The organism is Mycobacterium riyadhense (assembly GCF_963853645.1).
Lineage (GTDB): Bacteria > Actinomycetota > Actinomycetes > Mycobacteriales > Mycobacteriaceae > Mycobacterium > Mycobacterium riyadhense.
The window spans coordinates 1,909,724-1,936,537 of the sequence record NZ_OY970456.1 but is presented as its reverse complement, the minus strand read 5'-3'; the positions used below and the strand labels follow the sequence as shown (position 1 = coordinate 1,936,537).

The 26,814-nt window shown below is 66.3% G+C and carries 26 protein-coding genes and 1 pseudogene; 4 read left to right on the top strand and 23 right to left on the bottom strand.

From position 1 onward, the window contains the following. Positions 1 to 27: 27 nt before the first annotated feature. From AADZ78_RS08685 to rplS, 14 genes and pseudogenes are all read right to left on the bottom strand, one after another. Positions 28 to 1,188, bottom strand: a complete 1,161-nt coding sequence (locus AADZ78_RS08685) for a lactate 2-monooxygenase (protein WP_085250328.1) — start codon at positions 1,186 to 1,188, stop codon at positions 28 to 30. Positions 1,189 to 1,222: 34 nt separating this feature from the next. Beyond that, on the bottom strand, positions 1,223 to 2,071 hold the full coding sequence (locus AADZ78_RS08680) for a siderophore-interacting protein (protein ID WP_085250329.1): 849 nt from the start codon (positions 2,069 to 2,071) through the stop codon (positions 1,223 to 1,225). 50 nt (positions 2,072 to 2,121) lie between these two features. Continuing rightward, positions 2,122 to 3,507, bottom strand: coding sequence for an IS607 family element RNA-guided endonuclease TnpB (gene tnpB / locus AADZ78_RS08675; RefSeq protein WP_239656322.1), 1,386 nt, complete (start codon positions 3,505 to 3,507; stop codon positions 2,122 to 2,124). Position 3,508: 1 nt separating this feature from the next. Further along, a pseudogene (locus AADZ78_RS08670) lies at positions 3,509 to 3,947 on the bottom strand (IS607 family transposase). A gap of 72 nt (positions 3,948 to 4,019) precedes the next feature. Further along, positions 4,020 to 5,195, bottom strand: coding sequence for a DNA-processing protein DprA (gene dprA, locus AADZ78_RS08665; RefSeq protein WP_085250330.1), 1,176 nt, complete (start codon positions 5,193 to 5,195; stop codon positions 4,020 to 4,022). Next, on the bottom strand, positions 5,192 to 6,703 hold the full coding sequence (locus AADZ78_RS08660) for a YifB family Mg chelatase-like AAA ATPase (protein WP_085250331.1): 1,512 nt from the start codon (positions 6,701 to 6,703) through the stop codon (positions 5,192 to 5,194). Before AADZ78_RS08660 ends, dprA begins: the two co-directional genes overlap by 4 nt. Beyond that, positions 6,703 to 7,080 (bottom strand): YraN family protein, encoded by a 378-nt coding sequence (locus tag AADZ78_RS08655; RefSeq protein ID WP_085250350.1) that lies wholly within the window; start codon positions 7,078 to 7,080, stop codon positions 6,703 to 6,705. The genes AADZ78_RS08660 and AADZ78_RS08655 overlap by 1 nt, the downstream gene beginning before the upstream one ends. A gap of 112 nt (positions 7,081 to 7,192) precedes the next feature. Then, positions 7,193 to 8,014 carry a formate dehydrogenase accessory sulfurtransferase FdhD gene (gene fdhD, locus AADZ78_RS08650; protein WP_085250332.1) on the bottom strand — a complete coding sequence of 274 codons (822 nt, stop codon included), beginning with the start codon at positions 8,012 to 8,014 and terminating at the stop codon, positions 7,193 to 7,195. Continuing rightward, the gene (locus AADZ78_RS08645; protein WP_204903520.1) at positions 8,014 to 10,377 is read right to left on the bottom strand and encodes an FdhF/YdeP family oxidoreductase; all 2,364 of its coding nucleotides are present in this window, start codon (positions 10,375 to 10,377) and stop codon (positions 8,014 to 8,016) included. The genes fdhD and AADZ78_RS08645 overlap by 1 nt, the downstream gene beginning before the upstream one ends. Next, positions 10,370 to 11,350 carry an NAD-dependent epimerase/dehydratase family protein gene (locus AADZ78_RS08640; RefSeq protein ID WP_085250334.1) on the bottom strand — a complete coding sequence of 327 codons (981 nt, stop codon included), beginning with the start codon at positions 11,348 to 11,350 and terminating at the stop codon, positions 10,370 to 10,372. The genes AADZ78_RS08645 and AADZ78_RS08640 overlap by 8 nt, the downstream gene beginning before the upstream one ends. A gap of 129 nt (positions 11,351 to 11,479) precedes the next feature. Further along, positions 11,480 to 11,785 (bottom strand): DUF2469 domain-containing protein, encoded by a 306-nt coding sequence (locus tag AADZ78_RS08635; RefSeq protein ID WP_067243032.1) that lies wholly within the window; start codon positions 11,783 to 11,785, stop codon positions 11,480 to 11,482. Positions 11,786 to 11,879: 94 nt separating this feature from the next. Beyond that, entirely contained in the window at positions 11,880 to 12,608 is a 729-nt protein-coding gene (locus tag AADZ78_RS08630; protein ID WP_085250335.1) for a ribonuclease HII, read from the bottom strand. Positions 12,609 to 12,621: 13 nt separating this feature from the next. Further along, positions 12,622 to 13,446: a signal peptidase I gene (lepB, locus tag AADZ78_RS08625; RefSeq protein WP_085250336.1), complete on the bottom strand. Its 825-nt coding sequence runs from the start codon at positions 13,444 to 13,446 to the stop codon at positions 12,622 to 12,624. Positions 13,447 to 13,525: 79 nt separating this feature from the next. Then, the gene (gene rplS / locus AADZ78_RS08620) at positions 13,526 to 13,867 is read right to left on the bottom strand and encodes a 50S ribosomal protein L19 (protein ID WP_085250337.1); all 342 of its coding nucleotides are present in this window, start codon (positions 13,865 to 13,867) and stop codon (positions 13,526 to 13,528) included. Between the two features lie 375 nt (positions 13,868 to 14,242). On the opposite strand from rplS, the gene AADZ78_RS08615 reads away from it, so the two are divergent. After that, on the top strand, positions 14,243 to 15,199 hold the full coding sequence (locus AADZ78_RS08615) for a hypothetical protein (protein ID WP_085250338.1): 957 nt from the start codon (positions 14,243 to 14,245) through the stop codon (positions 15,197 to 15,199). A gap of 79 nt (positions 15,200 to 15,278) precedes the next feature. Here the strand turns inward: AADZ78_RS08615 and trmD are convergent, their stop codons facing one another. The 5 genes from trmD to AADZ78_RS08590 all read right to left on the bottom strand — a co-directional run bounded on the left by trmD (position 15,279) and on the right by AADZ78_RS08590 (position 17,884). Continuing rightward, positions 15,279 to 15,965 carry a tRNA (guanosine(37)-N1)-methyltransferase TrmD gene (gene trmD, locus AADZ78_RS08610; RefSeq protein WP_085250339.1) on the bottom strand — a complete coding sequence of 229 codons (687 nt, stop codon included), beginning with the start codon at positions 15,963 to 15,965 and terminating at the stop codon, positions 15,279 to 15,281. A gap of 2 nt (positions 15,966 to 15,967) precedes the next feature. Then, entirely contained in the window at positions 15,968 to 16,501 is a 534-nt protein-coding gene (rimM, locus tag AADZ78_RS08605) for a ribosome maturation factor RimM (RefSeq protein WP_085250340.1), read from the bottom strand. A gap of 25 nt (positions 16,502 to 16,526) precedes the next feature. Further along, complete coding sequence (locus AADZ78_RS08600) at positions 16,527 to 16,769, bottom strand: RNA-binding protein (protein WP_085250341.1); 243 nt, start codon at positions 16,767 to 16,769, stop codon at positions 16,527 to 16,529. A gap of 8 nt (positions 16,770 to 16,777) precedes the next feature. Beyond that, positions 16,778 to 17,290 carry a 30S ribosomal protein S16 gene (gene rpsP, locus AADZ78_RS08595; RefSeq protein WP_085250342.1) on the bottom strand — a complete coding sequence of 171 codons (513 nt, stop codon included), beginning with the start codon at positions 17,288 to 17,290 and terminating at the stop codon, positions 16,778 to 16,780. 174 nt (positions 17,291 to 17,464) lie between these two features. Further along, positions 17,465 to 17,884, bottom strand: a complete 420-nt coding sequence (locus AADZ78_RS08590; RefSeq protein WP_085250343.1) for a nuclear transport factor 2 family protein — start codon at positions 17,882 to 17,884, stop codon at positions 17,465 to 17,467. Between the two features lie 80 nt (positions 17,885 to 17,964). On the opposite strand from AADZ78_RS08590, the gene AADZ78_RS08585 reads away from it, so the two are divergent. Beyond that, positions 17,965 to 19,146, top strand: a complete 1,182-nt coding sequence (locus AADZ78_RS08585; RefSeq protein WP_204903432.1) for a WD40/YVTN/BNR-like repeat-containing protein — start codon at positions 17,965 to 17,967, stop codon at positions 19,144 to 19,146. After that, positions 19,139 to 19,438 carry a MoaD/ThiS family protein gene (locus AADZ78_RS08580; protein WP_085250344.1) on the top strand — a complete coding sequence of 100 codons (300 nt, stop codon included), beginning with the start codon at positions 19,139 to 19,141 and terminating at the stop codon, positions 19,436 to 19,438. The genes AADZ78_RS08585 and AADZ78_RS08580 overlap by 8 nt, the downstream gene beginning before the upstream one ends. Before the next feature lie 98 nt (positions 19,439 to 19,536). Here AADZ78_RS08580 and AADZ78_RS08575 read toward each other — a convergent pair whose 3' ends face one another. Further along, positions 19,537 to 21,165 carry a transposase gene (locus AADZ78_RS08575; protein ID WP_085250103.1) on the bottom strand — a complete coding sequence of 543 codons (1,629 nt, stop codon included), beginning with the start codon at positions 21,163 to 21,165 and terminating at the stop codon, positions 19,537 to 19,539. 138 nt (positions 21,166 to 21,303) lie between these two features. Here AADZ78_RS08575 and AADZ78_RS08570 point away from each other — a divergent pair, with 138 nt between their 5' ends. Further along, on the top strand, positions 21,304 to 22,176 hold the full coding sequence (locus AADZ78_RS08570) for a D-alanyl-D-alanine carboxypeptidase family protein (protein WP_085249944.1): 873 nt from the start codon (positions 21,304 to 21,306) through the stop codon (positions 22,174 to 22,176). A gap of 24 nt (positions 22,177 to 22,200) precedes the next feature. Here the strand turns inward: AADZ78_RS08570 and AADZ78_RS08565 are convergent, their stop codons facing one another. The 3 genes from AADZ78_RS08565 to AADZ78_RS08555 all read right to left on the bottom strand — a co-directional run bounded on the left by AADZ78_RS08565 (position 22,201) and on the right by AADZ78_RS08555 (position 26,511). Further along, positions 22,201 to 22,830 carry a TetR/AcrR family transcriptional regulator gene (locus AADZ78_RS08565; RefSeq protein ID WP_085249943.1) on the bottom strand — a complete coding sequence of 210 codons (630 nt, stop codon included), beginning with the start codon at positions 22,828 to 22,830 and terminating at the stop codon, positions 22,201 to 22,203. Position 22,831: 1 nt separating this feature from the next. Then, complete coding sequence (locus AADZ78_RS08560) at positions 22,832 to 24,673, bottom strand: N-acyl-D-amino-acid deacylase family protein (RefSeq protein ID WP_085249942.1); 1,842 nt, start codon at positions 24,671 to 24,673, stop codon at positions 22,832 to 22,834. Positions 24,674 to 24,744: 71 nt separating this feature from the next. Further along, on the bottom strand, positions 24,745 to 26,511 hold the full coding sequence (locus AADZ78_RS08555; protein ID WP_085249941.1) for a serine/threonine-protein kinase: 1,767 nt from the start codon (positions 26,509 to 26,511) through the stop codon (positions 24,745 to 24,747). Positions 26,512 to 26,814 lie beyond the last annotated feature (303 nt).

Genomic DNA, 26,814 nt, shown 5'->3' with positions numbered 1-26,814 from the left:
CACGGTCGCAGCGATGTGGGCGTTAACTCAGCCGACGCGCCGCAACGTGTCCGGGGTGAGATCTTTGCGTGTCGGATACCCATCGACGGCCATGATCAGGTCGATTTCGGCGAGCATCATGCGCAGCACGTGCACAATGCCGTCGACACCGCCGAGCGCCAGACCGTACGCGTAAGGACGGCCCACACCGACCGCGGTCGCTCCCAGGGCGAGCGCCTTGACGACATCGGCGCCGCTGCGGATCCCCGAGTCGAACAGCACCGGCAGCCCGTCGGCCGCCTCGACCACACCGGGCAGGCAATCCAGCGCGGGCAGGCCGCCGTTGGCTTGCCGGCCGCCGTGGGTGGAGCAGTAGATGCCGTCGACACCGCCGTCCTTCGCGCGCCGAACGTCGTCTGGATGGCAGATGCCCTTGAGGATCAGCGGCAGATCGGTCAGCGAACGTAGCCAGCCCAAGTCTTCCCAGGTGAGCGGGGCTCCGAAGATTTGCGCCCAGCGCAGCGTCGCGCCTTGCGGGTCTTCTTCCGGCGGGCGCTGCAGGCCCCCCCGGAATACGGGATCGCTGAAGTAGTTGGCGAGGCAGTGTCCCCGGAGTTGGGGGAAGTTCGCGGTGCTCAGGTCGCGCGGACGCCAGCCGGTGACCCAGGTGTCGAGCGTGACGACGATGCCCCGGTAGCCGGCCGCTTCCGCGCGCTGCACCAGGCTTGCGGCTACCTCGCGGTCGGTCGGCGTGTATAGCTGAAAAAACCCAGGGGTGTCGCCGAACCCGGCGGCGAGGTCTTCCATAGGATCAACCGTCAGGGTCGACGCCACCATCGGGACGCCGGTGCGACCGGCGGCCCGTGCGGTAGCCAGGTCGCCGTGGCCGTCTTGGGCGCACAACCCGATGACACCGATCGGCGCCATGAACAGCGGGGTCGGCAGGGTCAGGCCGAACATTTCGACAGACAGGTCGCGCTCGGTGGCGCCGACCAACATTCGCGGCACCAACCCCCATCGATGAAAGGCCTCGCAATTCGCCCGCTGGGTGCGTTCGTCACCGGCTCCCCCGGCGACGTAAGACCACACCGCCGCCGGCAAGGCCATCTCTGCCTTGGCTTCCAATTCCGCGAACGCCATCGGCAGCGATGGCACCACTCCGGCCAGACCCTGGAAGTAGATTTCTATCTGGTAGTCCCCAAATGCCATGCGATGAGAATGCCAGCGGGCAGTCAGCCCCTGATCAAGGCCCCGCCTCCGCCTCAGCCAGTTCTTTCTTCCATTGCCGGAACGACTCTTCGGTGCGTCCGCGCCGCCAGTAACCGGATATCGACGACGCCCACTTGCCTGCCACGCCGCGCTCGTTGCGGACGTAGGGACGCAGGTTGTGCATAACGGCTTGCGCTTCTCCATGAATGAAAACGTGAACCTGTCCGGGCAGCCACTGCGCGGTGGTGACCGCCTCGATCAGCGGCGCGTGATCGCCGGCACGGTCCTCAGGAACCAGATCGGCACGCCCGCCCCGATAGACCCAGTTCACTTCGACGGATTCCGGTGCGGCCAACGCGATCTCGTCATCAGGGCCGGCAACTTCGATGAATGCCTTACCGATTGCGTTGGCGGGCAACGCTTCTAGCGCAACGGCGATGGCCGGCAGCGCGGACTCGTCGCCGGCCAGCAGATGCCAGTCGGCGGCCGGGTCGGGCGTGTAGGCCCCGCCGGGTCCCATCAGGTAAACGCGCTGGCCCGGTTGGGCCGCCGCGGCCCACTGGCCAACCACCCCGTGGTCGCCGTGCGTCACGATGTCCAGGGCGATCCGGCGGTCCGCGGTGTCGACGCTACGAACGGTGATGGTGCGCACCGAAGGCCGCTTCTGTGGATGTAGGTCAGCGAAGCTGTCCAACGTCAACGGCTGCGGCAATCCGGCCACATCAATATCGTCGGCGACAAATACCAACTTGACGTAGGAGTCGGTGAAGTCGCTGGGAACGAAGGTTTCGAAGCCGTTGCCGCCCAGCAGCACCCGGACCATATGCGGCGCGAGCTGTCGAGAACCGACAACTTCAAAGCTGTGCAGGGGTCGACCCGCCAACCTGTCCTCCTCCTCCTGTCCAAACCCAACCCGTTGCAAGTGAGTGATCTTTAGTGGTCACGCGACTTGCACCCCGTCTCGGGGTTGTTCCCCGGCCGGGTGGCCGGTTCCCTTCCGCGCTTCACGGCCACCCGCCGGGCGAGGCCCGGTCTTACGGTCGGCTCCACGCTTGACGGCGGCCCCAACTGGGCCGACGACGCTAACGGTTCCTCGTAGCGTGCGAGGTTGATCGCGGCGTTGTCATCACGTTGGTGTGTGACCGAGCAGCTGCCGCATTGCCACTTTTGGTCCCAGCCGATGTCTTGCACATGCCCGCAGCCATGGCAGGTTCTCGACGACGCAAACCAGCGGTCAGCGACCACCAGTTGCGACCCATACCAGCCTGTCTTGTAGGACAAGTGCCGGCGCGGGGTGCCCAGAGCCGAATCTGACAGTCCGCGCCGTCTGGCGCGGGCGCCCGGAAGGCCCTTTTGCCGCATCATCCCTGCCGCGTCCAGACCTTCGACAACGATGCGGCCGTGGGTTTTAGCCCATCGTGTTGTCAGGACGTGCAGATGATGCGTTCGGACATCATTGACCCGGCAATACAGGCGGGACAGTTCAGTGGTGCGCTCACGATATTGGCGTGAGCCTGTCGTGCAGCGCGAGCGGGCACGCGAAACACGCCGCAACCCGCGCAGCGCCGCGGCCAGCGGCTGTGGGTTCTCCACCTGTTCGATCACCGTGCCGTCAGCATCGGCGACGGTGGCCAGACGCCGCACACCCACATCGACACCGACGTGGGAGTCGGGTAGCGAGACGTTAGGCTGGACAGGGCGTTGGACCAGCACTCGTAGGCTCGCATCCAGCCGAGTACCGTTGCGCCGCACGCTGATCGCCAACACCCGTGCTCGGCGTTTCGTGATGAGCCGTTCGATGCGGCGGGTGTTCTCGTGGGTACGAACGGTCCCAATGACCGGCAGCGTCAGGTGGCGGCGATCCGGCTCGACGCGCATCGCCCCAGTTGTAAACGTCACGCGGTCCGAGTCGCGGCCCTTCTTCTTGAACCGAGGGAAACCGACCCGTTTCCCAGCGCGCGTACCAGCACGGGAGGTCTGCCAGTTCCAGTACGCATCGACCGCACCATCGATACCGTCGGCGTAGGCCTCCTTCGAACACTCAGGCCACCACACCGCGCCGGTTTCAGCGTTGACACACACGTCGTTCTTGACGGTGTTCCAACGCTTCCGCAGCTCCCGCAGCGACGGTTTCGCTGTCTCGACGCCGGTCTCACGCCACGTCTGGATATCAGCTTTCAGCACGGCGACAGTCCAGTTGTAGGCCTTGCGGCGAGCTCCGAAATGCCGCGCCAACGCGCGGGCCTGGTCCTCGGTCGGATCCAGGGTGAACCGGAACGCCTGCACACACCATCCGTCGGGGATCTCGAAACGCGGCATCTCAGGCCGCCTCCACGTCGCCCGCAGCTGCGGCGGCAAGGGCACGCTTGGGCCGATTCTGTGCAGCGCGTATGCCGTAGAGCCGAACGCACATCGATGCCAGAATCTCGGTCATATCACGCACGAGGTCATCGTCGACCTCCGCCGAGTCGACCACCACCAGCGCGCGGCCCTGGGCGGCAAGTGCGGCTTCAACATACTCGGAGCCAAACCGACAGAACCGATCACTGTGCTCCACCACGATCGGATTTCCGGTCCGCTGAGGATACCCGCGCATACACCGCCGTCCGCCCACGCCGTGATGTCTCGGCTGCCGCATCGTTCACCAGAATGAGCCGACCTCCTCGTTGCGCCGGGACAAGCAACAGCCCGGCTCGAAACCAGCGATACGCAGTCACCCGCGCCACACCGCTGCGCTCGGCCCACACCGCCAGACTCATACGCCCGTTCCTACAGCACACCACCGACAACTACCGACCACTCAGAACGCAACAGCTCCCAACCCCCGTCGACTATACGAGTCGCGCCTCCGAAGAACTGGCCGAAGCCCGGGCGGGACCGGCTCGCACGATTCGCCAGCGGCCGTCGTAGCGCTCCGCCAATCCGGTCACCTCGAGCATCGCCAGCGGCCCCAGTACCCGTTCGGGCACCAGCCCGGAAGCGACGGCGATCTCGTCGACGGTGGCGGCGCCGCGGCCCGGCAATGCCTCGTACACCTGACGTTCGGCCTCGCTGAGCCCGTCGAACACGGCCTTGGGCCCGGTTTCGTCGGCCGCCAGCTCACCGATATGACCGACCAACTCGACGATGTCGTCGGCGCGGGTGACCAGCTCGGCGCCGTTGCGCAGCAGGGCATGACAACCCGCCGACGCCGACGACGTCACCGGACCCGGCACCGCGGCCACCACCCGGCCCAATGCCCGTGCCCAGCCGGCGGTGTTCGCGGCGCCGCTGCGCACGCCGGCTTCCACCACCACCGCCGCGCCTGCCATCGCAGCCACCAGACGGTTGCGGGTCAGAAACCGATATCGGGCCGGGCGGACACCCGGTGGGTATTCGGTGAACAGCAGCCCGTGTTGCGCGATGCGATGCAGCAGCGCCGAATGACCGGCCGGATAAGGGATGTCAAGTCCCCCGGCCAGTACCGCCACCGTGATGCCCTCGGAGTTGAGCGTGGCGCGATGAGCTGCGCCGTCGATGCCGTAGGCGCCGCCGGAAACGACCGCGACGTCGCGTTCGACCAGCCCGGCCGCGAGATCGGCCGCCACGTGCTCGCCGTAGGCGGTCGCGGCCCGAGTTCCGACCATGGCGGCGGCGCGCTGGGCCACCTCGTCCAGCCGCGCGGGGCCCAGAGCCCACAACACCATCGGCGGCTCGCCGCGCGGCCTGTCTCGCGCTGCGGAGCCCGCGAATGCGGCGAACGCGAGCACCGGCCACTCGTCATCATCGGGCGTGATCAATCGCCCCCCGCGGCGAGCGAGTAGTTCGAGATCTGCTGCCGCTTGGTCATTTTCGCGCCTGGCCTCGGTGTCGCGTGCCAAGTCGCCGGTGACCAGCCCGCGCCGGACCCGGTCGGCCGCCTCCACCGGACCAACACAGGTGACCAGTGCGGCGAGCTCCGCGCAGGGCGGCTCTACCACCCTGGAGAGATACGCCCAGGCCCGCAATCGGGGATCGCTAGTGCTCATCGCGACGCTCCCGCTTGCCGGAAACTCAGGGCGGCGGCCACTTCGTCGACCCCGGGCGAGGTTCGACCAGCCAAATCGGCCAGACTCCAGGCAACGCGCAGCGTGCGATCCAGGCCACGGATACTGAGCAGCCCACGGTCCAGCGCCGTGCGCAACGGGGTCATTGCGGCGTTGCTGAGACGGAACTTCCGCCGCAACAGTGGCCCGCTGACTTCGGCGTTAGTGCGGAATCCGTGTGGTCGCCAGCGCTGCGCGGCCGCGTCGCGCGCCAGCGCCACCCGCTGGCGCACCTCCAGCGTCGACTCCCCGTCGGCAGGCGAAAACGCCCCCGCGCGAACCGGATGCATCTGCACCCGCAGATCCACCCGGTCCAGTAATGGGCCGGACAGCTTGCCGAGGTAGCGCCGCTTGGCCGCGGCCGCACAGATGCAGTCCTGCGGATCAGCTGGCGCGCACGGGCATGGGTTAGCGGCCAGCACCAATTGAAACCGAGCGGGGTAGCATGCCACGCCGTCGCGACGCGCGAGGCGAATTTCCCCGTCTTCCAACGGCGTTCGCAGTGCTTCCAGCGCACTGAGGCGGATCTCGGCGCACTCGTCTAGGAACAGCACCCCGCGATGCGCCCGGCTTACCGCACCCGGACGGGCCATTCCGGAACCCCCGCCGACCAGTGCCGCGACGGTGGAACTGTGGTGCGGTGCCACGAACGGCGGCCTGGTGATCAACGGCGTGTCCCCCGACAGCAGGCCGGCCACTGAGTGGATCGCGGTGACCTCCAGCGACTCGCTCTCGGTCAACGGCGGCAGCAATCCCGGAAGGCGTTGCGCCAGCATCGTTTTGCCCACTCCCGGCGGGCCGGTCAACATAAGGTGATGCGCCCCGGCCGCGGCCACCTCGACGGCGAACCGGGCTTGCGATTGTCCCACGACGTCGGCCAGATCGGCCGTCGTCTCCTGGGTGGGAGCTGCCGAGGTGATCCTGTCGTGCAGGCCGGCCGACCCACTGAGCCAACTCTGCAATTGGCCCAGGGTGCGAACACCCCACACGTCGATGCCGTCGACCAAGCTGGCCTCGGCCAGGTTGTCCGCGGGGACAACGACGGCCGGCCACCCGTCGCGTTTGGCAGCCAGCACGGCGGGCAACACCCCGCGCACCGGACGGACCCGTCCGTCCAGCGACAATTCGCCCATCAGCACCGTCTTCTCCAGACGATCCCACGGCTTCTTTCGTTGCGCCGACAACACGGCCGCCGCCAAAGCGATGTCGTAGACCGATCCCATTTTGGGCAGCGTCGCCGGAGACAGTGCGAGCGTGAGCCGGGCCAGCGGCCAGGTGTTTCCGCAGTTGGTGACTGCCGCTCGAACCCGGTCACGAGACTCCTGCAACGCGGCGTCGGGCAACCCCACCAGGTGCACACCCGGCAGCCCCGAGGTGATGTCGGCTTCGATTTCCACTGTCTCTCCGTCCAATCCGCGTACGGCGACCGAGAATGCGCGTCCCAGCGCCATCAGCCGACTCCCCGCAGGTGGATGATCTCCGGGGTGCGGCGCCGCCCGATCCGCACGCCGATCACATCGATCCGGATCGCCGCCCAGCGCTCGTCCTGACCGGCCAACCACACGCCGGCCAGCCGGCGCAGCCGTCGGACCTTGCGCTCGGGCACCGCGTGCGCCAGCCCTCCGTAACCGTCGCCGGTGCGCGTTTTGACCTCGACGAACACCACCGTTCGCGCGGTCGTGTCGACGGCGATTACGTCCAGTTCGCCGTAGCGGCAGCGCCAGTTGCGGTCCAAGATCCGCAAGCCCAGCCGCATCAGATGGTCCACCGCGAGCGCCTCGCCCAGCGCTCCCAGCTGGACTCGTGTCATGGTCTTCTGGGTCGTCATGCGACCAAACTGCGCACCCGGCCCGACAATGTCGGCCGCGCCGAACACCTCATCGCGGGGCTAGCGACCGGCTATCCACAGTCGTGCACCCATCCACAGCGCGGGCCGGGGACTAGACGATTCGGTCCGCCCTGGTGTAGACGTTCATCGAGTCCTCACGCAGGAACGCCACCAACGTGATCCCGAACTCTTCGGCCAACGAGACGGCCAGCGACGACGGCGCGGATACCGCGGCCACCACGGGAAGCCCGGCCATCAGCGCCTTCTGCGTCAACTCGAACGACGCGCGCCCGCTCACCAGGAGCACGGTAGCGCCCATCGGTATCCGGTCGTGTTCCAGCGCCCAGCCGATGACCTTGTCCACGGCGTTGTGCCGGCCGATGTCCTCGCGCACCGCGAGCATCGCGCCGTCCACCCCGAACAAAGCCGCGGCATGCAACCCGCCGGTGCTGGCGAAAACCTTTTGGGCGCCGCGAAGTTGGTCCGGCATCCGCTGCAACGTGGCCGCGGCAACGGCGGCGGGATCGTCGCCAGGCGAGAACCGGCTGATCAGCCGCACCGCTTCCAGCGACGCCTTGCCGCAGACCCCGCACGACGACGTGGTGTAGAAGTTTCGGGTGACGTCGAGGGCCGGTGGCTTGACGCCGGGCGCCAGGGTGACGTCGAGAACGTTGTAGGTGTTGGCCCCGTCGTCATCACGCCCGCCGCAGTAGCGAACGGTCAGCACCTCCTCGCGATGCGCAATAACCCCTTCGGTCAGCAGAAAGCCTTGCGCGAGTTCAATATCCGAGCCGGGCGTGCGCATGGTTACCGTCACCGGGACCCCGTTGACGCGGATCTCCAGCGGCTCTTCTACGGCCAGGGTTTCCGGCCGGGTGATCGCCTGATCGGCGGCCAGATGCTTGACCCGCCGATGCGCCGTTACGTGCCCCACTAGGACGCCGACTCCAATCGGATGACGATCGCCTTGGACACCGGCGTGTTTGATTTGGCCGCCGTGTGATCAAGAGGAACCAGCGGATTGGTCTCCGGATAGTAGGCCGCGGCATTGCCGACCGGAGTCGAATACGCCACCACCAGAAAGTCTTTAACTCGGCGCTCTTGCAGGCGACCTTCGGCGTCGGTCCACTCCGATACCAAATCGACGCGGTCGCCTGCCGTCAAACCCAGCGTCTCGATGTCGGTGGGGTTGACGAACACCACTCGGCGGCCGCCCTTGACCCCGCGGTAGCGATCGTCGAGCCCGTAAATCGTGGTGTTGTATTGGTCGTGGCTGCGCAGTGTTTGCAGCACCAGCCGGCCGGGCGGCACCGGCACCCACTGCAGCGGGTTGATCGCAAAGTTGGCTTTGCCTGTGCTGGTATGGAATTCGCGCGCGTCGCGCGGCGGGTGCGGCAGCTGGAACCCGTCCGGGGCACGCACCTTGCGGTTGTAGTCGTTGCAGCCGGGGACCACCGCGGCGATCGCGTCGCGGATCGTGTCGTAGTCGGCGGCGAACCGTTCCCACGGCACCGGATGCCGCGGACCGAGCAGCGTGCGGGCCAGCCGGCAGACAATCTCGACCTCGCTGCGCGCCTGGTCGCTGGGCGGGTGCAGGCTGCCGCGCGACAGGTGCACCATCGACATCGAATCCTCCACCGACACCAATTGTTTGCGTCCACCCCGAATGTCGCGGTCGGTGCGGCCCAGTGTCGGCAGGATCAGCGCGGTTGCGCCGTGCACAAGGTGGCTGCGGTTGAGTTTGGTCGAGACCTGCACGGTCAGAGCACAACTGCGCAAGGCCGCCTCGGTGACGGCGGTGTCCGGGGTCGCCGACGCGAAGTTGCCGCCCATTCCCATGAAGAAGGTCGCCCGCCCGTCGCGCATGGCACGGATCGCGGCCACGGTGTCATAACCGTGCTTGCGTGGGCTGACAATGCCGAACTCACGATCAAGCGACGCCAAGAACGCCTCGGGCATCTTCTCCCAGATGCCCATCGTGCGGTCACCCTGCACGTTGGAATGCCCGCGCACCGGACACACCCCAGCGCCCGGCTTGCCGATCATGCCGCGCAGCAGCAGCAGGTTGGTGATCTCGCCGATGGTGGCGACCGCATGGGCGTGCTGGGTCAGGCCCATCGCCCAGCACACGACCGTGCGCTGGGATGCCACCAGCATCGCGGCGACGCGTTCAAGCTGCGATTGTTCGATGCCGGTGGCGGCCAGCACCGTGTCGATGTCGACCTCGAGCGCGCGACGCCGGTACTCGTCGAAGCCGGCGCAATCCCGCTCGACGAACGACCGGTCGACTACGCTGCCCGGCGCGCGCGCGTCGGCCTCCAGCAACAGCCTGCCCAGCCCGGCGAACAACGCCATATCCCCGCCGAGGCGGATCTGCACGAATTCGTCGGCGATCGGGATGCCATGTCCCACAACCCCGTTCACCTTCTGCGGATCCTTGAACCGGATCAATCCGGCCTCCGGCAGCGGATTTACCGCAATGATCTTGGCGCCGTTGGCCTTTGCCTTCTCCAAGACCGACAGCATGCGCGGGTGATTGGTGCCCGGGTTCTGCCCGGCGATGACGATCAGGTCGGCTTTCACGACGTCCTCGACGGTCACCGATCCCTTGCCGATCCCGATGGACTCGATGAGCGCCGAGCCCGACGACTCGTGGCACATGTTGGAACAGTCGGGCAGGTTGTTGGTGCCAAAGCTGCGCACCAGCAGCTGATAGCAGAACGCGGCCTCATTGCTGGTGCGTCCGGAGGTGTAGAACACGGCCTCATCGGGGCTACTCAGGGCCTTGAGGTATTCAGCGATCAGCCGATAGGCGGCATCCCAGCCGATCGGCCGGTAGTGGTCGTCTCCGGGGCGCAACACCATCGGGTGGGCAAGGCGGCCCTGCTGCGAAAGCCAGTACTCGGGTTTTGCCGACAACTCCGCGATGGAGTGCCGCGCGAAGAACTCCGGGGTCACGGTGCGCTTGGTGGCCTCCTCAGCGACGGCTTTGGCGCCGTTTTCGCAGAACTCGGCCAACTTGCGCCCGCCGCGCTCCTCGGGCCACGCGCAGCCGGGACAGTCAAACCCATGACGCTGATTCAGCCGGGCCAGCGCCGCCGCGGTGCGCAGCGCACCCATCTGCTCCAGCCCTCGCTGCACCGACACCAGCACAGCGCGCACCCCCGCCGCCTCGTGTTTACGCGGCGAAACCGCGACGGCATGCTCGTCGTAATCGGCGGGTATGTCGCGTGACGCGGCGAAGCGCTGGAACCTCACGGCCTCAACGTACCTCGATTGCCCGGCAGCCTCACACAGTCGAAGCCAGCGAGGCCAGGGTCTCCGCCGAAGAGTGCGTCGGGCACCAGCCGAGTTCCCGCTTTGCCTTGCTGGTGTCCATCACCACCGATGTCCTTGCGACATGCAGCCATTCAAGCAGGGAAGGAACCAACGGCAGCCGAGCAATCGCCACAGACGCCGCCGACGCGGCGGCCGCAGGAACCCGGACCGGACGCCCTCCGAGCGCCTTGGCCACGTCGCTAACCGTCACGATCCCGTCACCGGCAATGTTGTATGCCCCGGGCGGGGCCGGAGCTGTGGCGGCGAGTGCGATTGCGGCCGCGACATCGTCATGATGGACCAACTGCAGGGGAATGCCCGGGTCCGGCACGACCGGCTTCAATATCGGCACCGCCTTGCTCACCGCGCGCACCGGGGCCGGCAGCTGCTTCCACGGCATCGCCTCGGCTAGGGCGTGGGCATCCGGGCCGGCGACAATGCAAGGCCTCAGCACGAATACGTCGAGCGAGGAATCCTTGGTGATTTCCCCGAGCTCCGCCTCGCACACCGCCTTTTGTTCCGAGTAATAGTGCTCGGGGGACCCACGCGTCGGTACGTCCTCGGTGAGCGGCACCGGGTTGTCGGAGTGATAGCCGTAGGCGGCCACCGAAGAGGTGTAGACCAGCCGCCGTGGCCGCGGTGCAGCAACAGTCGCCTCGAACACGTTGCGGGTGCCCTGCAGGTTGACGCGTGCGCTCTCTTCGCGCGACCCCATGATGACGAACGCCAGGTGGATCACGACGTCGGCGTCCGCCACCAAGGCATCCACCGCACCACGATCCAGGATGTCGCCCTGCATGCAGGTGGTCTTCATCCACCCATGCACCGTGGGATCGAACGGCCGGCGCGCCATCCCGACGATCGACTGCACCGCGGGTTCGCGCTCTAATGCGGTGACCGCCGAGGTACCGATCTCTGCGGTTGGCCCGGTGACGGCCACAGTGAGTCCCACCCGGAATAACCTTCCCGCCGTCGTCCCCAGCCAAACACCCGGCGAATGTGTGCGACCCGGTGCTCGGCCACTTGGAGCCCTCGCTGACAGATGCGGAACGCGCGGCGTCGGTGTGTGCGCCTGACTCGGCTATTCGGGCAGCCGCAGTTCGGGTTTCTCGACCTCTTCGATGTTGACGTCCTTGAAGGTGACCACCCGTACCTGCTTGACGAACCGGGCCGGCCTATACATGTCCCACACCCAGGCGTCGGCCAGTCGCAGCTCGAAGTACACCTCACCGTCGGCATTGCGCGGCATCAGTTCCACACTGTTTGCCAGATAGAAGCGGCGCTCGGTTTCCACGACGTAGCTGAACTGGCCGACGATGTCCTTGTATTCGCGGTACAGCGAGAGCTCCATCTCGGTTTCGTACTTTTCGAGATCCTCTGCACTCATCTGCCACTCATCCGCTCAGACGTCCTTCTCCCAGCCAATGTGCCCGGTGACCAGAACTCTTGTCTCATCATTCCTCATCAGTCTTTACCAGTCTTTACCAGTCTTTACCGGTCGTCGTCTCCTCGTCCGGAGGGTCCGGTTTGAATTCGGCCACCACCCTCCCGTTGGATCCGCTCGCCACCCGCCGCACATTGATAAACGAGTAGCGGTGCTCGGGGCAGGGGCCCAGCCTGGTCAGTGCCAGGCCGTGCGCGGGGGTGCTGTAGCCCTTGTGCTCGGCGAAGCCGTACCCGGGGTGCTTGGCGTCCATCGCGACCATCAACCGGTCCCGGCTGACTTTCGCCAGCACGCTGGCCGCGGCGATGCAGGCGGCCGCCGCGTCGCCACCGATCACCGGCAACGACGGCATCGGCAGTCCAGGCACCCGAAAGCCATCGGTGAGCACATAACCGGGCCGGACCGACAAGCCGGCCACCGCACGCCGCATGCCTTCGATATTTGCCACATGCACCCCGCGGCGGTCCACCTCGACCGAAGGGATGAACACCACGTGGTAGGCAAGCGCGTATCGGCGGATCAACGGAAACAGCTTTTCCCGCGCCTTCTCCGTGAGCTTCTTCGAATCATCAAGAGCAGCAAGGCTTTCCAAGCGATTTGGGCCAAGCACGCAGGCCGCGACCACCAGCGGGCCAGCGCAGGCACCGCGACCGACTTCGTCGACCCCGGCCACCGGGCCCAGGCCGCTGCGGTGCAGCGCGGACTCCAGGGTGCGCAAACCCCCAGATTTGCGGATCACCGTGCGCGGCGGCCAGGTCTTAGTCATATTCCAGCCATCGCTACTGGCCCTGCTGGGGGTTCACCGAACCCACGCCACCCCATCGCGACGGCGGCCACACGATGAATCTGGCCTTACCGATGACGTTGGACACCGGCACGGTTCCCGCCATCGGATCACCGGTGCACATCATCGGACAGTGGGCCCGCGAATCCGCCGAGTGGGTCCTGTTGTCGCCCATCACCCACAGACGTCCCGGTGGGACGGTGACCGGGCCGAACTCGCTGCCCAGGCACGGGTATATCGACGGGTCGGCCATCATGGTGCCCGGGTTCAGATACGGCTCCTTGAGCGGCTTGCCATTGACCGTCAAGCCGGTGTCGGCGCGGCACTGAACCGTCTGACCGCCGACCGCGATCACGCGCTTGACCAGGTCGTTTTCGTCGGGAGGCACAAAACCTATGAACGAAAGCGCGTTCTGCAACCAACGCACCGCGGTGTTGGAAGACCGGATCGATTTGTAACCGACATTCCACGACGGCGGTCCCTTGAACACGATGACGTCGCCGGGTTTGGGTGAGCTGAACCGGTAGGTGAGTTTGTCCACCAGGATGCGGTCGCCGGTACACGTCGCGCACCCGTGCAGCGTGGGTTCCATCGACTCGGATGGGATCAGGTACGGGCGCGCCACAAACGTCAACATGACGTAGTAGAGGACCACCGCGATCACCGCCAGTGTCGCGAACTCCCGCAGCGTGGACTTCTTGGGCTTCGATTCGGCTTCGGCTTCCTCAGCCTCCGTCGTTGAGTCGTCGGTAGCGGGCTTCGGCTCCGATTGACCAGCATCGGGCTGGCGCTCAGAAGGGGAGTCCGTTGTTTCGGTCACGAGATCAGCGTAGCCAGCACAGGGCGTGGCTTAGACAACCGCCGAGGCGACCGCCCAATGGGCACCACGGCGGTCCCGGTCAGCGCTTCTCCTTGATCTTGGCTTTCTTCCCGCGAAGTTCCCGCAGGTAGTACAGCTTGGCGCGACGGACATCGCCGCGGGTCGCCACCTCGATATGGTCGATGTTCGGCGAATGCACCGGAAAGGTCCGTTCCACGCCGACGCCGTAGCTCTCCTTGCGCACCGTGAACGTTTCGCGGATGCCGCCGCCCTGTCGGCGGATTACCACACCCTTGAACACCTGGATACGTTCCTTGGCGCCCTCGATCACCTTGACGTGCACGTTGATGGTGTCGCCCGGGCTGAAGGCCGGGATGTCGTCGCGCAGCGACGCCTGGTCGACGAAGTCCAGCCTGTTCATTGGAAAACACTTCCTCGAGGTCGCGGCTTCGTGAACCGCCCGCACGCGGGCGTGTGGCGGTCACCCAGCCGATGGGTTCGGGCTTCTGGGGTGTATCTCCTAGCAGGCGGGAGCACCGGGGCACCGACAACCGCTGGAGACAACTGGTCAATTGTGCCAGACGGTGCGCATGCAGTGAAAATCACAGGAAAACTCCGGTGTTCACGACGGCCCGAAAGCGCCGGCAAATGGTACATATGACTGGGGTCGAACCGCGCGAGTCAAACCCGAAGCTGTGCGTGACGCCCAGGGCAGATGGCAAAGCGGCCGCCCACCTGTACGTCTTGTGATGTCGACGGCTGTCAATGGCGTCACAAGGATGTCAGAAGGAGTGGAATGCGAGCACGGCCGCTAACGGTGCTTACCGCCGCCGCAGCGGTGACGTTGGTGGTGGTCGCTGGCTGCGAAGCCAAGGTACAGGCGAAGACGTATAGCGCTCCCGCTCCCGATTCCTCCCAAGCACAACCGCAACCTCAGCCACAACTGGTCGAACTGCTGCTGCGCGCCGTCACACCGCTCGGCGTGCCGGACACGTTGCCCGACGTGCTTCCCGACGCCGGGCTCAGCGCAGTGCAGGCCCGCATCCAGCAGGCCACCGAACAAGCCGCCGCCAAGGGCGCCACGTTGTCGGTGGCGATCCTCGATCGCGCCACCCACCAGTTGGTCTCCAACGGCAACACCCAGATCATCGCCACCGCATCGGTGGCCAAACTCTTTATCGCCGACGATCTGCTGCTTGCCGAATCCGAGGGCAAGACCGTGCTGTCCCCCGAGGACCACCAGACATTGGACGTCATGTTGCAGTCATCCGACGATGGCGCGGCAGAACGATTCTGGGAGCAGGACGGCGGAGACGCGATCATCACCGAGGTCGCGAGCCGATATGGACTGACATCGACCGCACCCCCCAGCGACGGGCGCTGGTGGAACACCATCAGTTCGGCCCAGGACCTGATCCGCTACTACGACAGACTGCTCGATGGCTCGGGCGGACTACCGATGGAGCGCGCCCGAATTATCGTCAACGACCTAGCTCGATCAACACCGACCGGGATCGACGGCTACCCACAGCGATTCGGAATCCCCGACGGTTTGTACGCCGAACCGGTCGCCGTCAAACAGGGCTGGATGTGCTGTATCGGCGCCGACTGGATGCACCTGTCCACCGGTGTGATCGGCGCGGACCACCGCTACATCATGGTGATCGAGTCGCTGCAGCCCTCCGATGACGCCACCGCGCGCGCGACGATAACCGAGGCCGTTAAGACGATTTTTCCCAACGGCCGGATCTGACCGCTTACCCGCACGAGCAGACGCATAATCGCCCTGGAACGCTCGTTCCAGGGCGATTATGCGTCTGCTCGGCCAGTTTTCAGTCCAGCAGCTCGGGGCGCCGGTCCCGAGTGCGCTGTAGCGAAACCTCCCGACGCCAGGCTGCGATTCGGGCGTGGTCACCGGAGAGCAGAACCTCCGGAACGTCGAGTCCACGCCAGCTCGGCGGCCGGGTGTAGCTTGGCCCCTCCAGCAGCCGGTCCAGGCCGGGCGAGTGCGAATCCTCTTGGAGGGAAGCGGGATTCCCGAGGACTCCAGCCACGAGTCGCAGCACGGCTTCGATCATCACCACGGCCGCCGATTCCCCGCCGGGCAACACGTAATCGCCGATCGAGACCTCTTCGACACGCATCCGACGCGCCGCATCGTCGACAACGCGCTGGTCGATGCCCTCGTAGCGGCCGCAGGCGAACACCAGGTGCGTCTGGGTGCTCCAGCGCGCGGCGGTGGCCTGGGTGAACAACGCACCTGCGGGGGTGGGAACGACCAATAGCGTCTCTCCGGAACAGATTTCGTCGAGCGCCTCGCCCCACACCGGCGCCTTCATCACCATCCCGGGACCACCACCATAGGGCGCGTCGTCTACCGAGTGGTGCACGTCGTGAGTCCACCGCCGCAGGTCGTGCACCTGCACGTCGACCAGGCCCGACGCAATCGCCTTGCCCGGCAACGATTGCCGCAACGGGTCCAGATAGCCCGGGAAAATCGTGATGACGTCTATGCGCACGGCTAAGTCAAATCCAGCAGGCCCTCGGGCGGGTCGACGACGAGGATGCCGTCGTCCAACGACACCGCCGTGACGATGGCGCTGACGAACGGCACCAATACCTCACCCGCATCGCGTTTGACCGCCAACAGCTCTCCGGCGGCCGTGTGCAACACCTCGGCGACGACGCCGACGTCGAGCCCAGCAGTCGTCCGGACCCGCAGTCCTTCGAGCTGATGGTCGTAAAAGGTGTCCGGCTCATCGATCGGAGGCAGCTCATCGGAGTCGATGACGAACAGGCTGCCGCGCAGCGCGTCCGCGGCGTCGCGGTCGGTCACTCCGACCAATCGCACCAGCAGCCGTGCGCCATGATCACGCGCACCGTCGACGACATAGCTGCGCTCTTCGTCGCCGGGTAGGCTGGCGCCGCGAGATCTCTTGGCACGCAATGTGGTACCCGGCGCAAACCGGCTATCTGGATCGTCGGTGCGAACCTCGACGACGATCTCGCCGTTGACGCCATGCGCCTTGACCACGCGCCCGACTACCAGCTCCATGGGAACTCCATGAGAGTGAGTTCCGCTACTGGTCGGTGTCCACCACGTCGACGCGGATGCCGCGGCCGCCGATGCCGGCGACCAGCGTGCGCAGCGCGGTCGCGGTACGTCCCCCGCGCCCGATCACTTTGCCCAGATCGTCCGGGTGGACATGAACTTCAACGGTGCGCCCGCGACGACTGGTCACCATGTCCACCCGGACATCATCGGGGTTGTCGACGATTCCGCGGACGAGGTGCTCGACGGCGTCGGCCACGACGGTGCTCATGACGCCGGTCAGCTTTCGGTAGCTGGCTGGGACGGCTGGCTGGGCTCGGATTGCTCGCCGCCTTCGGCCGGCGTCTCCGCCTTCTCGGCCTCGGCGCCCGGAGCGGCCTCTGCAGCCTTCGCGGCCTTCTTGGCCGGCGACTTCTTCTTCGGCTTCGCGGCCTCGGTGGTGGGACCGCCCTCGGCGGCCGCCAGCGCGGCGTTGAACAGATCGAGCTTGCTGGGCTTGGGCGGGGCGACCTTCAACCGGCCCTCAGCGCCGGGCAGGCCCTTGAACTTCTGCCAGTCGCCGGTGATCTTCAGCAGCTTGAGGACCGGTTCGGTGGGCTGGGCACCAACGGAGAGCCAGTACTGGGCGCGCTCGGAGTTGATCTCGATGAGGCTCGGCTCTTCCTTGGGGTGGTAGCGGCCGATGACTTCGATGGAACGGCCGTCGCGCCGCGTGCGCGCGTCGGCGACGGCGATTCGGTACTGGGGATTGCGGATCTTGCCAAGCCGGGTGAGCTTGATCTTCACAGCCATGGTTAAGCGAATTCTCCTGTGTGTGTCACGCTGCAATTCAGCGACCCGGGCGGGATGCCCGGATCCGGTTTTGCCTCGCGTGTGTCGCCGCCCGGCGGCCCCCGACCAAGGGCACGGCCCGCCTGGCGGACAGCGGCCAATTGTGCCAGAACGGGTGCTGCTCGCGGAAATCCCCTAAATCACTTTCTGGAAGGTCTTGGTTTCGACGCGGCGCGTCATCCGCCAACCTTCGGGGGTGCGTACGAACTCGTCGTCGTACCAGAGCCCGCAGAACAGCACCTGCTCTTTATCTCCGCCCAGCACCATGGGGTTGAAGCAGATCACCCGCGACGACGCGGTATCGCCGTCGATGATGACCGAAAAGTTGCCCAACATGTGCGCATACACCGGGAAGTTCGGCAGCACCTGTGACAGCCATTGCTTGACTTCGGGGTACTTGCCGTCGATGCCGCCCAGGGCTCGATAGTCGATATAGGCGTCGGGGGTGAACACCTTGTCGAGATCGTCGAATCGGCGCAAGTCAATAGCGGTGGAGTAGTCCACCAGCAGCTGCTGGATTTCCAAGCGGTCGGAAATTTCGGCCAGGCTCAACATGGCTCGATTGAACACGATCGCGGAGCCGAGGTTGGGTTCGGCACGCGTCAGATCGGCCCCGGATCCGCGGTGTTCGAGCGATGAGTTTGGTGTCTGCGGTCGGTCTCTACCGTCATGACACCATCCATGTCTGGGAGGAAGCGCGCATGACTGGAGTACGCCTGCTGGTGGGTACGCGCAAAGGCGCGTTCATCCTGACCGCAGACGGCACCCGAGCGGACTGGCAAATCCAAGGGCCGCACTTCGCGGGCTGGGAGATCTACCATGTCGCCGGCTCGCCGGCCGACCCCGACCGGCTGTACGCGTCGCAGTCCACGGCATGGTTCGGACAGTTGATCCAGCGTTCCGACGACGGCGGTGCGAGCTGGCGCCCGGTGGGCAACGAGTTCCACTACGACGGGGTGCCCGGCACTCACCAGTGGTACGACGGCACCCCGCATCCCTGGGAGTTTGCCCGCGTCTGGCACTTGGAGCCTTCACCCACCGATCCGGACGTGGTGTACGCGGGTGTCGAGGACGCCGGACTGTTCCGCACCACCGACGGCGCCCAGACCTGGCAGGAGCTGCCCGCGCTGCGACGCCACGCCTCCGCACCGTCCTGGCAGCCGGGTGCCGGCGGGATGTGCCTGCACACGATCATCCTGGACCCGAACGACCCGGACCGACTGTTCACCGCGATCTCGGCGGCGGGGGCATTCCGCAGCGACGACGCCGGCAAAACTTGGCGACCGATCAACCGGGGGCTGCGTTCGGAGGGAATCCCCGATCCCGACGCCGAGGTCGGGCACTGCGTGCACCGCATCGCGATGCATCCGGCCCGGCCGCAGGTCCTCTTCATGCAGAAGCACTGGGACGTGATGCGCAGCGACGACGCGGGCGAGTCATGGCGCGAAGTCAGTGGCAACCTGCCGACCGACTTCGGGTTTCCGGTCGCGGTGCATGCCCACGAGCCGGACACCGTGTATGTAGTGCCGATCACCAGCGACTCGCTGCACTACCCGCCGGACGGCAAGCTGCGCGTTTTCCGCAGCAGGACGGGCGGAGACGACTGGGAGGCACTAACCGACGGCCTGCCGCAGAGCCACTGCTACGTCAACGTGCTGCGCGATGCAATGGCGGTCGATTCGTTAGACCCGTGCGGCCTATACTTCGGCACCACCGCCGGTCAGGTATACGCCTCGGCGAACGCCGGGGAGAACTGGGCGCCGATCGCGCGTGACCTTCCGGCGGTGCTCTCCGTGGAGGTGCAGACCCTTGAGTGAACATCCCGTCGCAGTCAAGGTTGTGCTGCCCTACCACTTGCGGAACCTCGCCCACGTCGGTGGCGTCGTGACACTGCCGGTCGGCATGCCCGTCACCCAGCGCGCGGTCCTCGACACGCTGGAGCGCCACTATCCCGTGCTCTGCGGCACCATCCGCGATCGCTCGACGGGACAGCGCCGGGCGTTTGTCCGGTTGTTCGCCTGTGAACGGGATCTGTCGCACGACTCACCGGACGACCCGCTGCCCGAGGCGGTCGCCACGGGAGCCGAACCGTTGCTAGGACGCCGCTGATGTAATGGCCCCTGGTGGGTTGGCGTCGACGGCGTCCGAATTCTGACCCGTGACGGCATCTGAAAATTGACCCCTTGGATGGTCGGTCGGTGGTGGGGTCAGGCAATCGCCCAGCCCGCGGCTCCGTGGTGTAGGCCCAGGGCGGCCAGTCGGGCGAGGTTGATGGCGCCGGCTCGGGCCAGGATGTCGGTCAGGATGCGTTTGTGTCCGCGGCAGCGGGCTCTTCGGCCACCCCAGGGGCGGTGGGTGAAGTGGCTGATCTTGCGTTCCACCACCGGCCGATAGGTCCGGTAGTCCTGCTGCCAGGCCGGATCTCGTTGGCGCGCTTTGGCGTGCTGCAGCGCGGCTTCCCGCGGGTGAATGCTGATCACGCGCCCCCGACGGGACTTCGTGCACTCCGCCCGCAACGGACACGACTGACACAGCACACCGAAGCGCGCCACGGGGTGACGCACACCAGCGCGGATGCTCACGGTGTGATCAGCCGGGCAGGTGACGGTGCGGCCGGCCAGATCAATCCTGAACTGGTCTTTGGAATAGCCGTTGGCGTTGCGCACCGGAGGCACTTTGGCGCGCATGTCATGACCCCGCTGGGTCTGCTCATCCAGCGTAGCCCCGCCGGCGTAGGCCGAATCCCCATACACCTCAAACCCTTTGGACCCCGAACCATTCTGTGAGTCGCTACCGTCGTCATCGTCATCGTCCGATTCGGCATCGGCAGGTGCGCCCGCGACGGGTTCGTTCAGCAGCTCGTCGATGACCTCGCGATCGGCGGTGTTGGCCGCGGTGATGGCCACATTGGTGATCAGCTCCTCATCCGGATCCACACTGAGGTGACTTTTGTAACCGTCGAAGGTACGGGCCCGTGACTTGTGCCCGTGGCGGGCCTCGACATCGACGGTGGAGATCAGCCGATCCCGGGCCACCCGCCGGGCGATACGAAACACCCCATCCTCGCCGGCCTCGACGTCTTGGCCGGCCACCAACCCCAGCAGCTGGGCGGCTTCGGCGAGCGGCCCGTCCAACTCGCGGCCATCCAGCACCTCCAACGCCGCCTGGGCATCGCGGGCCAGCGCATCCACCAGCGACTCTCGGGCTTTCGGGTCGTCCCAGTCGCACGGCGGCTTACCCAGGCTGGCGTAGTCATCGTCGCGGGTCAGCACCTGCCGCACCGCACCCGCCAACGCAGGATCGGCCCGGTCAGCCACGGACAGTACTTTGCGGATCGCGGCCCGCAACTGGATCACCGTGTCCTGAGTGGCCACCGCATCAAACAACGGGGTGGAATCCAACACCCGCCGCCGTCCCCGTAACAACCCGGCCGCTTGGGCGGTGGTATTGACGTCATCGAACAACCGCCGCGGCCGATCGGACTTCCGCAGCCGGTTGCGCATCCCAACGAGCACCGTGGGGTGAAAAGCCTCCGCCCCCACTGTCAACCCGGCAGCGGCCTTCCAACGCAAGTCGAAAGCCAGCCGGTCACACGCTTCCCGATCCGACAAGCCCTCGTAGGCCTGCAACAGCATCACCGTGGCCACCACGCGCGCCGGCACAGTCGGGCGGCCCCGCGTCGAGGCCTTGAACAAGTCGGCGAAATAGTCATCGCCGAACAGCGCGCCGCCGTGCTCGGCCAACAGCCGATAGATGCTGCCCTCGGGCAACTGATCACCCACCAGAAGCATCGCGTCATCGAACCGGCCCTGCCGATTCTCACATCCCAACGCCACCCACCGATCCTCATGGCACACCCGCGCCAAACCCGGTCAGGCACGCCGAAACCCGGGCCACTAAATCAGCAGCGTCCTAGTGGTCGGGGCAATGTCGGGCGGCTGACGTTGCTGCCGGGAGCGCTAAACTGTGCGCCCATGCGAACGCTCCTGGCCGCAGCCACTGCGGTGCTCATCGCCGCTGCCGTCAGCGCGGGCACCGCATCAGCAGACACCGATGTACAACCCGCCGGCTCGGTGCCGATCCCCGACGGCCCGGCCCAGACCTGGATCGTGGCCGACCTCGACAGCGGTCAGGTGCTGGCCGGCCGCGACCAGAATGTGGCCCACCCGCCCGCGAGCACCATCAAGGTGCTGTTGGCGCTGGTGGCCCTGGACGAGTTGAACCTGGACGCCACTGTCGTCGCCGACGTCGCCGATACCCAGGTCGAGTGCAACTGCGTCGGCGTCAAGCCGGGCCGCACCTACACCGCACGTCAACTGCTCGACGGCTTACTGCTGGTTTCGGGCAACGACGCCGCGAACACTCTGGCGCACATGCTGGGCGGCCAGGACGTGGCCGTGGGCAAGATGAACGCCAAGGCCGCGGCCTTGGGCGCGTCGAACACCCACGCCGCGACCCCATCCGGGCTGGACGGCCCCGGCGGCTCTGGCGCGTCGACGGCACACGACCTAGCGGTCATTTTCCGGGCCGCCATGGCCAATCCGGAGTTCGCGCAGATCACCGCCGAGCCCTCGGCGATGTTCCCCGGCGATAACGGTGATCAGCCGATCGTCAACCAGGACGAGCTGCTGCAGCGGTATCCGGGCGCAATCGGCGGCAAAACGGGCTTCACCAACGCCGCGCGTAAGACGTTTGTCGGCGCCGCGGCCCACGGGGGCCGCCGATTGGTGATCGCGATGATGTACGGGCTGGTGAAAGAGGGCGGACCGACTTACTGGGATCAGGCCGCGAGCTTGTTTGACTGGGGCTTCGCGCTCAACCCGCAGGCCAGCATCGGCTCCCTTTAGTACCGCGAGCAGACGCAAAAGCCCCTATTTCCGCAGGAAATTGGGGGCTTTTGCGTCTGCTCGCGCTAAAAACGCTGCGGTGAGTAGCGCCGCCAGCACCGGAATTCGCCGCTGCTCGATTTCTGGTTGCGGCAGCACCCCGTCCACCACGGCAGCACCGTCGAACACGTTGGTCAGCAGCGCCACGATGACCGGAAATGTCTCCTCCGGGATGCTCTCGGCGCCGGGCAACGCCCGGGCGGCATCGCAAATCCTTGCGGAATACTGCCCAAGCTCGTGACGCAAAGTGTCTTTGAGCTTGTCGTCGGTGCGCGCGGCGATCATCAGCTCATACAGCACGGCGTTGGTGGGTCCGCGGGTGATGTCCCGCAGGATGGCCAGGGCCGCGTCCAGCGCCGGCCGGTCTGCCGGTATTTCGGCAACACGCTTGGTGAACGTGTCCAGCTGCCGACGCAACACCTCGGACGCCGTTGCCGCCATGAAATCGCCCATCGTCTCGAAGTGGCGGAACAGGGCCCCCACGGACACCCCTGCGCGCCTGGTGATCACGGCAGCCGATGCCCTGGCGTATCCCATCTCGATGATGGTGTCGATGCTGGCCTCGAGCAGCCGCCCGACCGTTTCCTCGCGCCGTTCCTGCTGGGTCCTGGCCATCTCAGGCTCCGACGCTCAGGGCCACCTGCTGCTGCCGCTCCCCTGCCCGCAGGTACCGGCCCGACTTCACCGTTTGACCGTAACCCTCGCGGAACTGGCCTCCGAACTCGCCTCCGCGGAAGACCACGGCGCCGCCCACGCCGGTGGCGACCACGGTCGCGTCGTTGCGATTGACCATGCGACGCAAGCCCCCGTAGAACGAAACCTCGTCCTCGTGGTAGCCGTCCAGCGAGTCATCCAGGAAGGCCGGATCGATCACCACGAAGTCCGCACGGTCGCCGACGCGCAAGGTGCCGGCGTTGATGCCAAACCATTCGGCCAATTCGCCGGTCAGGCGATACACCGCCCGCTCGACAGGCAAGAACGGCGCCCCGGCCCGGTGGGCGTCCCACGTGCGCTTGAGCAGACGCAACCCGAAGTTGTAGAACGCCATATTCCGCAGGTGCGCTCCGGCATCGGAGAAGCCCATGTGCACGCTCGGCTCGGCGGCGAGCTTGTTGAGCTGCTTGGGCCGGTGGTTGGCGACGGTGGTTGTCCACCGCACGTTGCGCTCCCCGTTTTCCACCAGCACATCCAGGAACGCGTCGAGCGGGTGCAATCCGCGCTCGTCGGCAATTTTCCCAAAGCTCTTGCCGATCAACGACTTATCGGGGCATTCGACGATCACCGCGTCATGGAAGTCGCGATGCCACAACGACGGTCCAAGTTTGATGCGGTCGAACTCACGTCGGAACTCCCGGCGGTAGCGCTCATCGGCCAATAACTCGTTGCGCTCCAATTGGTCTCGCAGATGAAGGGCCGCCGTTCCGGCGCCGAACTCTTCGAAGACCGGCAAATCGATTCCATCGGAGTACAACTCGAATGGCACGGGCAGGTGCTGGAAACGCACAGCAGAGCCCAGCAGCTTGTTGAGCACCCGAGTGCCGAGCCCGAAGACGTACACCGCAAGCGGCATCGCCTTGGCATCCGCAGAGACCAGCAGACTCATCCGAACACCCTTGCGGCGGTTGAGTATCCGGCTGCTGGTCAAGAAGAACATCAGCGCCGACATCGGACTGGCCACGTCGGGCGCGCTCTGCAGAATCCGGCCGCGCTTACGCAACACCTTGATCAGCCTGCGCCGCTCGCGCCAGGTCGCGAAGGTGGACGGCAGCGCACGGGACCGAAAGCGGTCGCCGTCGAGCTTGTCGATCGCCGAGTCCATCCCGGACATACCGAGCAGACCGGCATCGAGTGCCTCGTCGAGCAGTTTCGCCATCTTGTCCAGTTCGGCATCGGTGGGTCGGACGGCGTCGTCGGTGGCGCGGTCGAGTCCCAGCACCGCAGCGCGCAAGTCCGAATGACCAAGCAGCGAGCTCACATTCGGCCCAAGGGGCAAGGCATTGATCGCCTGGATGTACTCCGCGGCCGTCGACCACGTCTTGCGGCTTTCCAGGGCGCCGAAGACGAATTCGCGCGGCACCGCTTCCACCCGGCTGAACAGGTCGGCGGCGTCTTCGGACTTGGCGTAGACCGTCGACAGCGAGCAGTTGCCCAGCAGCACCGTGGTGACCCCGTGGCGCACCGACTCCCGCAGTCCGGGGTCGAGCAGGATCTCGGCGTCGTAGTGTGTGTGCGCGTCGATGAAGCCGGGAACGACCCACTTCCCCGCCGCATCGATCACCTCCGGGCAGCCCGTCTCGTCGAGCGGCGTCGCCGACACCGTGGCTACCACGCCGTCGCGAATACCCAGCGTGCGGGTGTGCGGCGCGCTGCCGGTGCCGTCGAACCACAGCCCGTCGCGAATGATCACGTCGTAAGTCACGGTTTCCTCCATGTGGCCAGGTTGCAACGAACCTAACATAGATAGTGATCGCTCGCAATCTTTTTATTCGGATGCGCTGCTTCTCGACTGAAAGTGCTGGTCAGGTTCTATCAGCGACCGGGGCCCGACGCCGTTGTGGACGGCGGTGTTGGATTGGCTGTGGAGGATTGCGATGGGTTAGCCGGGGACGTTGCGGGAACTTGCGCCGGGTCCGGCATGGCGACCGACGGCGGCACATCGCCGCTGCGGCTTGCCACCGCCGGGATCCGGATGACGGCGAACTGTTGATTGCACTCATTGGTTTCCACGGTGACGACCATCTCACCGACGAGATCGCCCTCCGGTTGCGGACGCAGCGACAGTACCTGCGTCGTGGTCTGAGTACTCGCCACACCGTTGCGCCCGACGCAGGCGAACTGCACCGTTTCGGGCCGGGTCCGCCACTGGCGGTCGCCGAACTCCATGACTAACGGACGAACGCCTGGTTTCGGCAGTGTGTGATCGTTGTCATCGAGCATTCTTGCCGCGGCGAGGCACCCCGTGGGCGTGCAGGACGACCGGATTGCCCACCAGGTGTTCACGTCCGGCGGTTGGGGGGTCGGGGTGTAGTCAAACGTCTGTTTGGAACGTTGGACCTCGATGCGGTACGTACCGTCGAGTGGTACCGGCGGGGCGCCCAGGGCGGTGGTCGTGGGGGCGCTGGGCACGGCCGCTGCGCTTGTCGCGGGACTGCTCGCCCGCGTGGAGGTCGTGCTCGTCTCTCGCCCGATGGTGATGCCGACGGCGAACAGGCCAACGAGCAGCAACGCCGCTGCGAGGCCGACGACGATCCGACGCGTGTTAAGCCGCCTCGGCGCCGCGGATTCCTTGGTCTCGGTGGAAAACTCGTCCAAGCGCCGAGCCAACGCCGCGGCTGCCGACTGCAGGATCGTGCCGCGCCGTTTCGGGGTCGCGGCCGGCGGTGGCGGGTCCGGGGCGCCTTGTTCTTTGATGTGCGCGATCTCCGGCCAGTCGTAAGCCGGGTAGTCCACCACGTACACGGGCGCCGCGTCCTCAATGGTCGCGATGGCGTCGGAACTGCGGTCACCGATCGCGATACCAGCTCGTTCGGCGAGCGTGGCGGCGAATTCGCGGCAGCTGCCGAAGCGGTCAGCGGGTTGGTTGGCAAGCGCTTTGGATAGCGCGCCGTCCAGGCGTGCCAGGTCCGGGCGCACAACGCTGAGCGGCGGCGGCGCGGCATCGGCACTATCGACCGGCGGCGCACCGGTGAGCAAGTGCATCGTCGTGGCCGCCAGCGCGTACTGGTCGGCGCGTCCGTCGCCCGGTGCGCCCATCAGTTGTTCCGGCGCGGGGTAGGCGGCCCCGCCGTCGGGGCCGCCGAGTCGGCGCGCCATCCCGAAGTCGGCCAAGAGAATCCGTGGTTCGCCTGCCCCGGGATTTGTCAGCACGATGTTTGCCGGCTTGACATCACGATGTAGCAGTCCCCGCTGGTGGGCGTAATCGAGAGCTTCGGCCACCGCTGTGACGATGGAGAGCACCTCGCCGACCGGCAAGACAGCGGGGAACCGATTGGCCATGAGCTGCACGGCGTCGATGCCGTCGACGTAGTCCATGGCGATCCAAAGCTGTCCGTCGAACTCGCCGCGGTCATGGACCTCCAAGATGTTGGGGTGATAGAGATTTGCGGCGATGGCCGTCTCCTGCTGGAATCGCCCACGGAATTCGTCGTCGGCCGACATCACCAGCGGAAGCACCTTCAGCGCCTGCCAGCCCGGTGATCCCGGATGCTGGACGAGGTAGACCTGGCCCGTCGCCGAGGAACCCAGCATCCGCACAACGGTGTAACCGGCAAAAATCGCGCCGTTGGCCAACGCCATTCCGCGATCGTAACCGCGTTGCCGGCACCCCGCGCGGCAGGCTAGATGCGCAGCGACCCGCTGCGCCCGGCTTCACCGCACTTGCCATCGCTGACGCGGCTAGAAACGCAGCGACCCGCTGCGCCCGGCTTCACCGCACTTGCCATCGCTGACGCGGCTAGAAACGCAGCGACCCGCTGCGCCCGGCTTCACCGCACTTGCCATCGCTGACGCGGCTAGAAACGCAGCGACCCGCTGCGCCCGGCTTCACCGCGCTTGCGATCGCTGACGCGGCTAGAAACGCAGCGACCCGCTGCGCCCGGC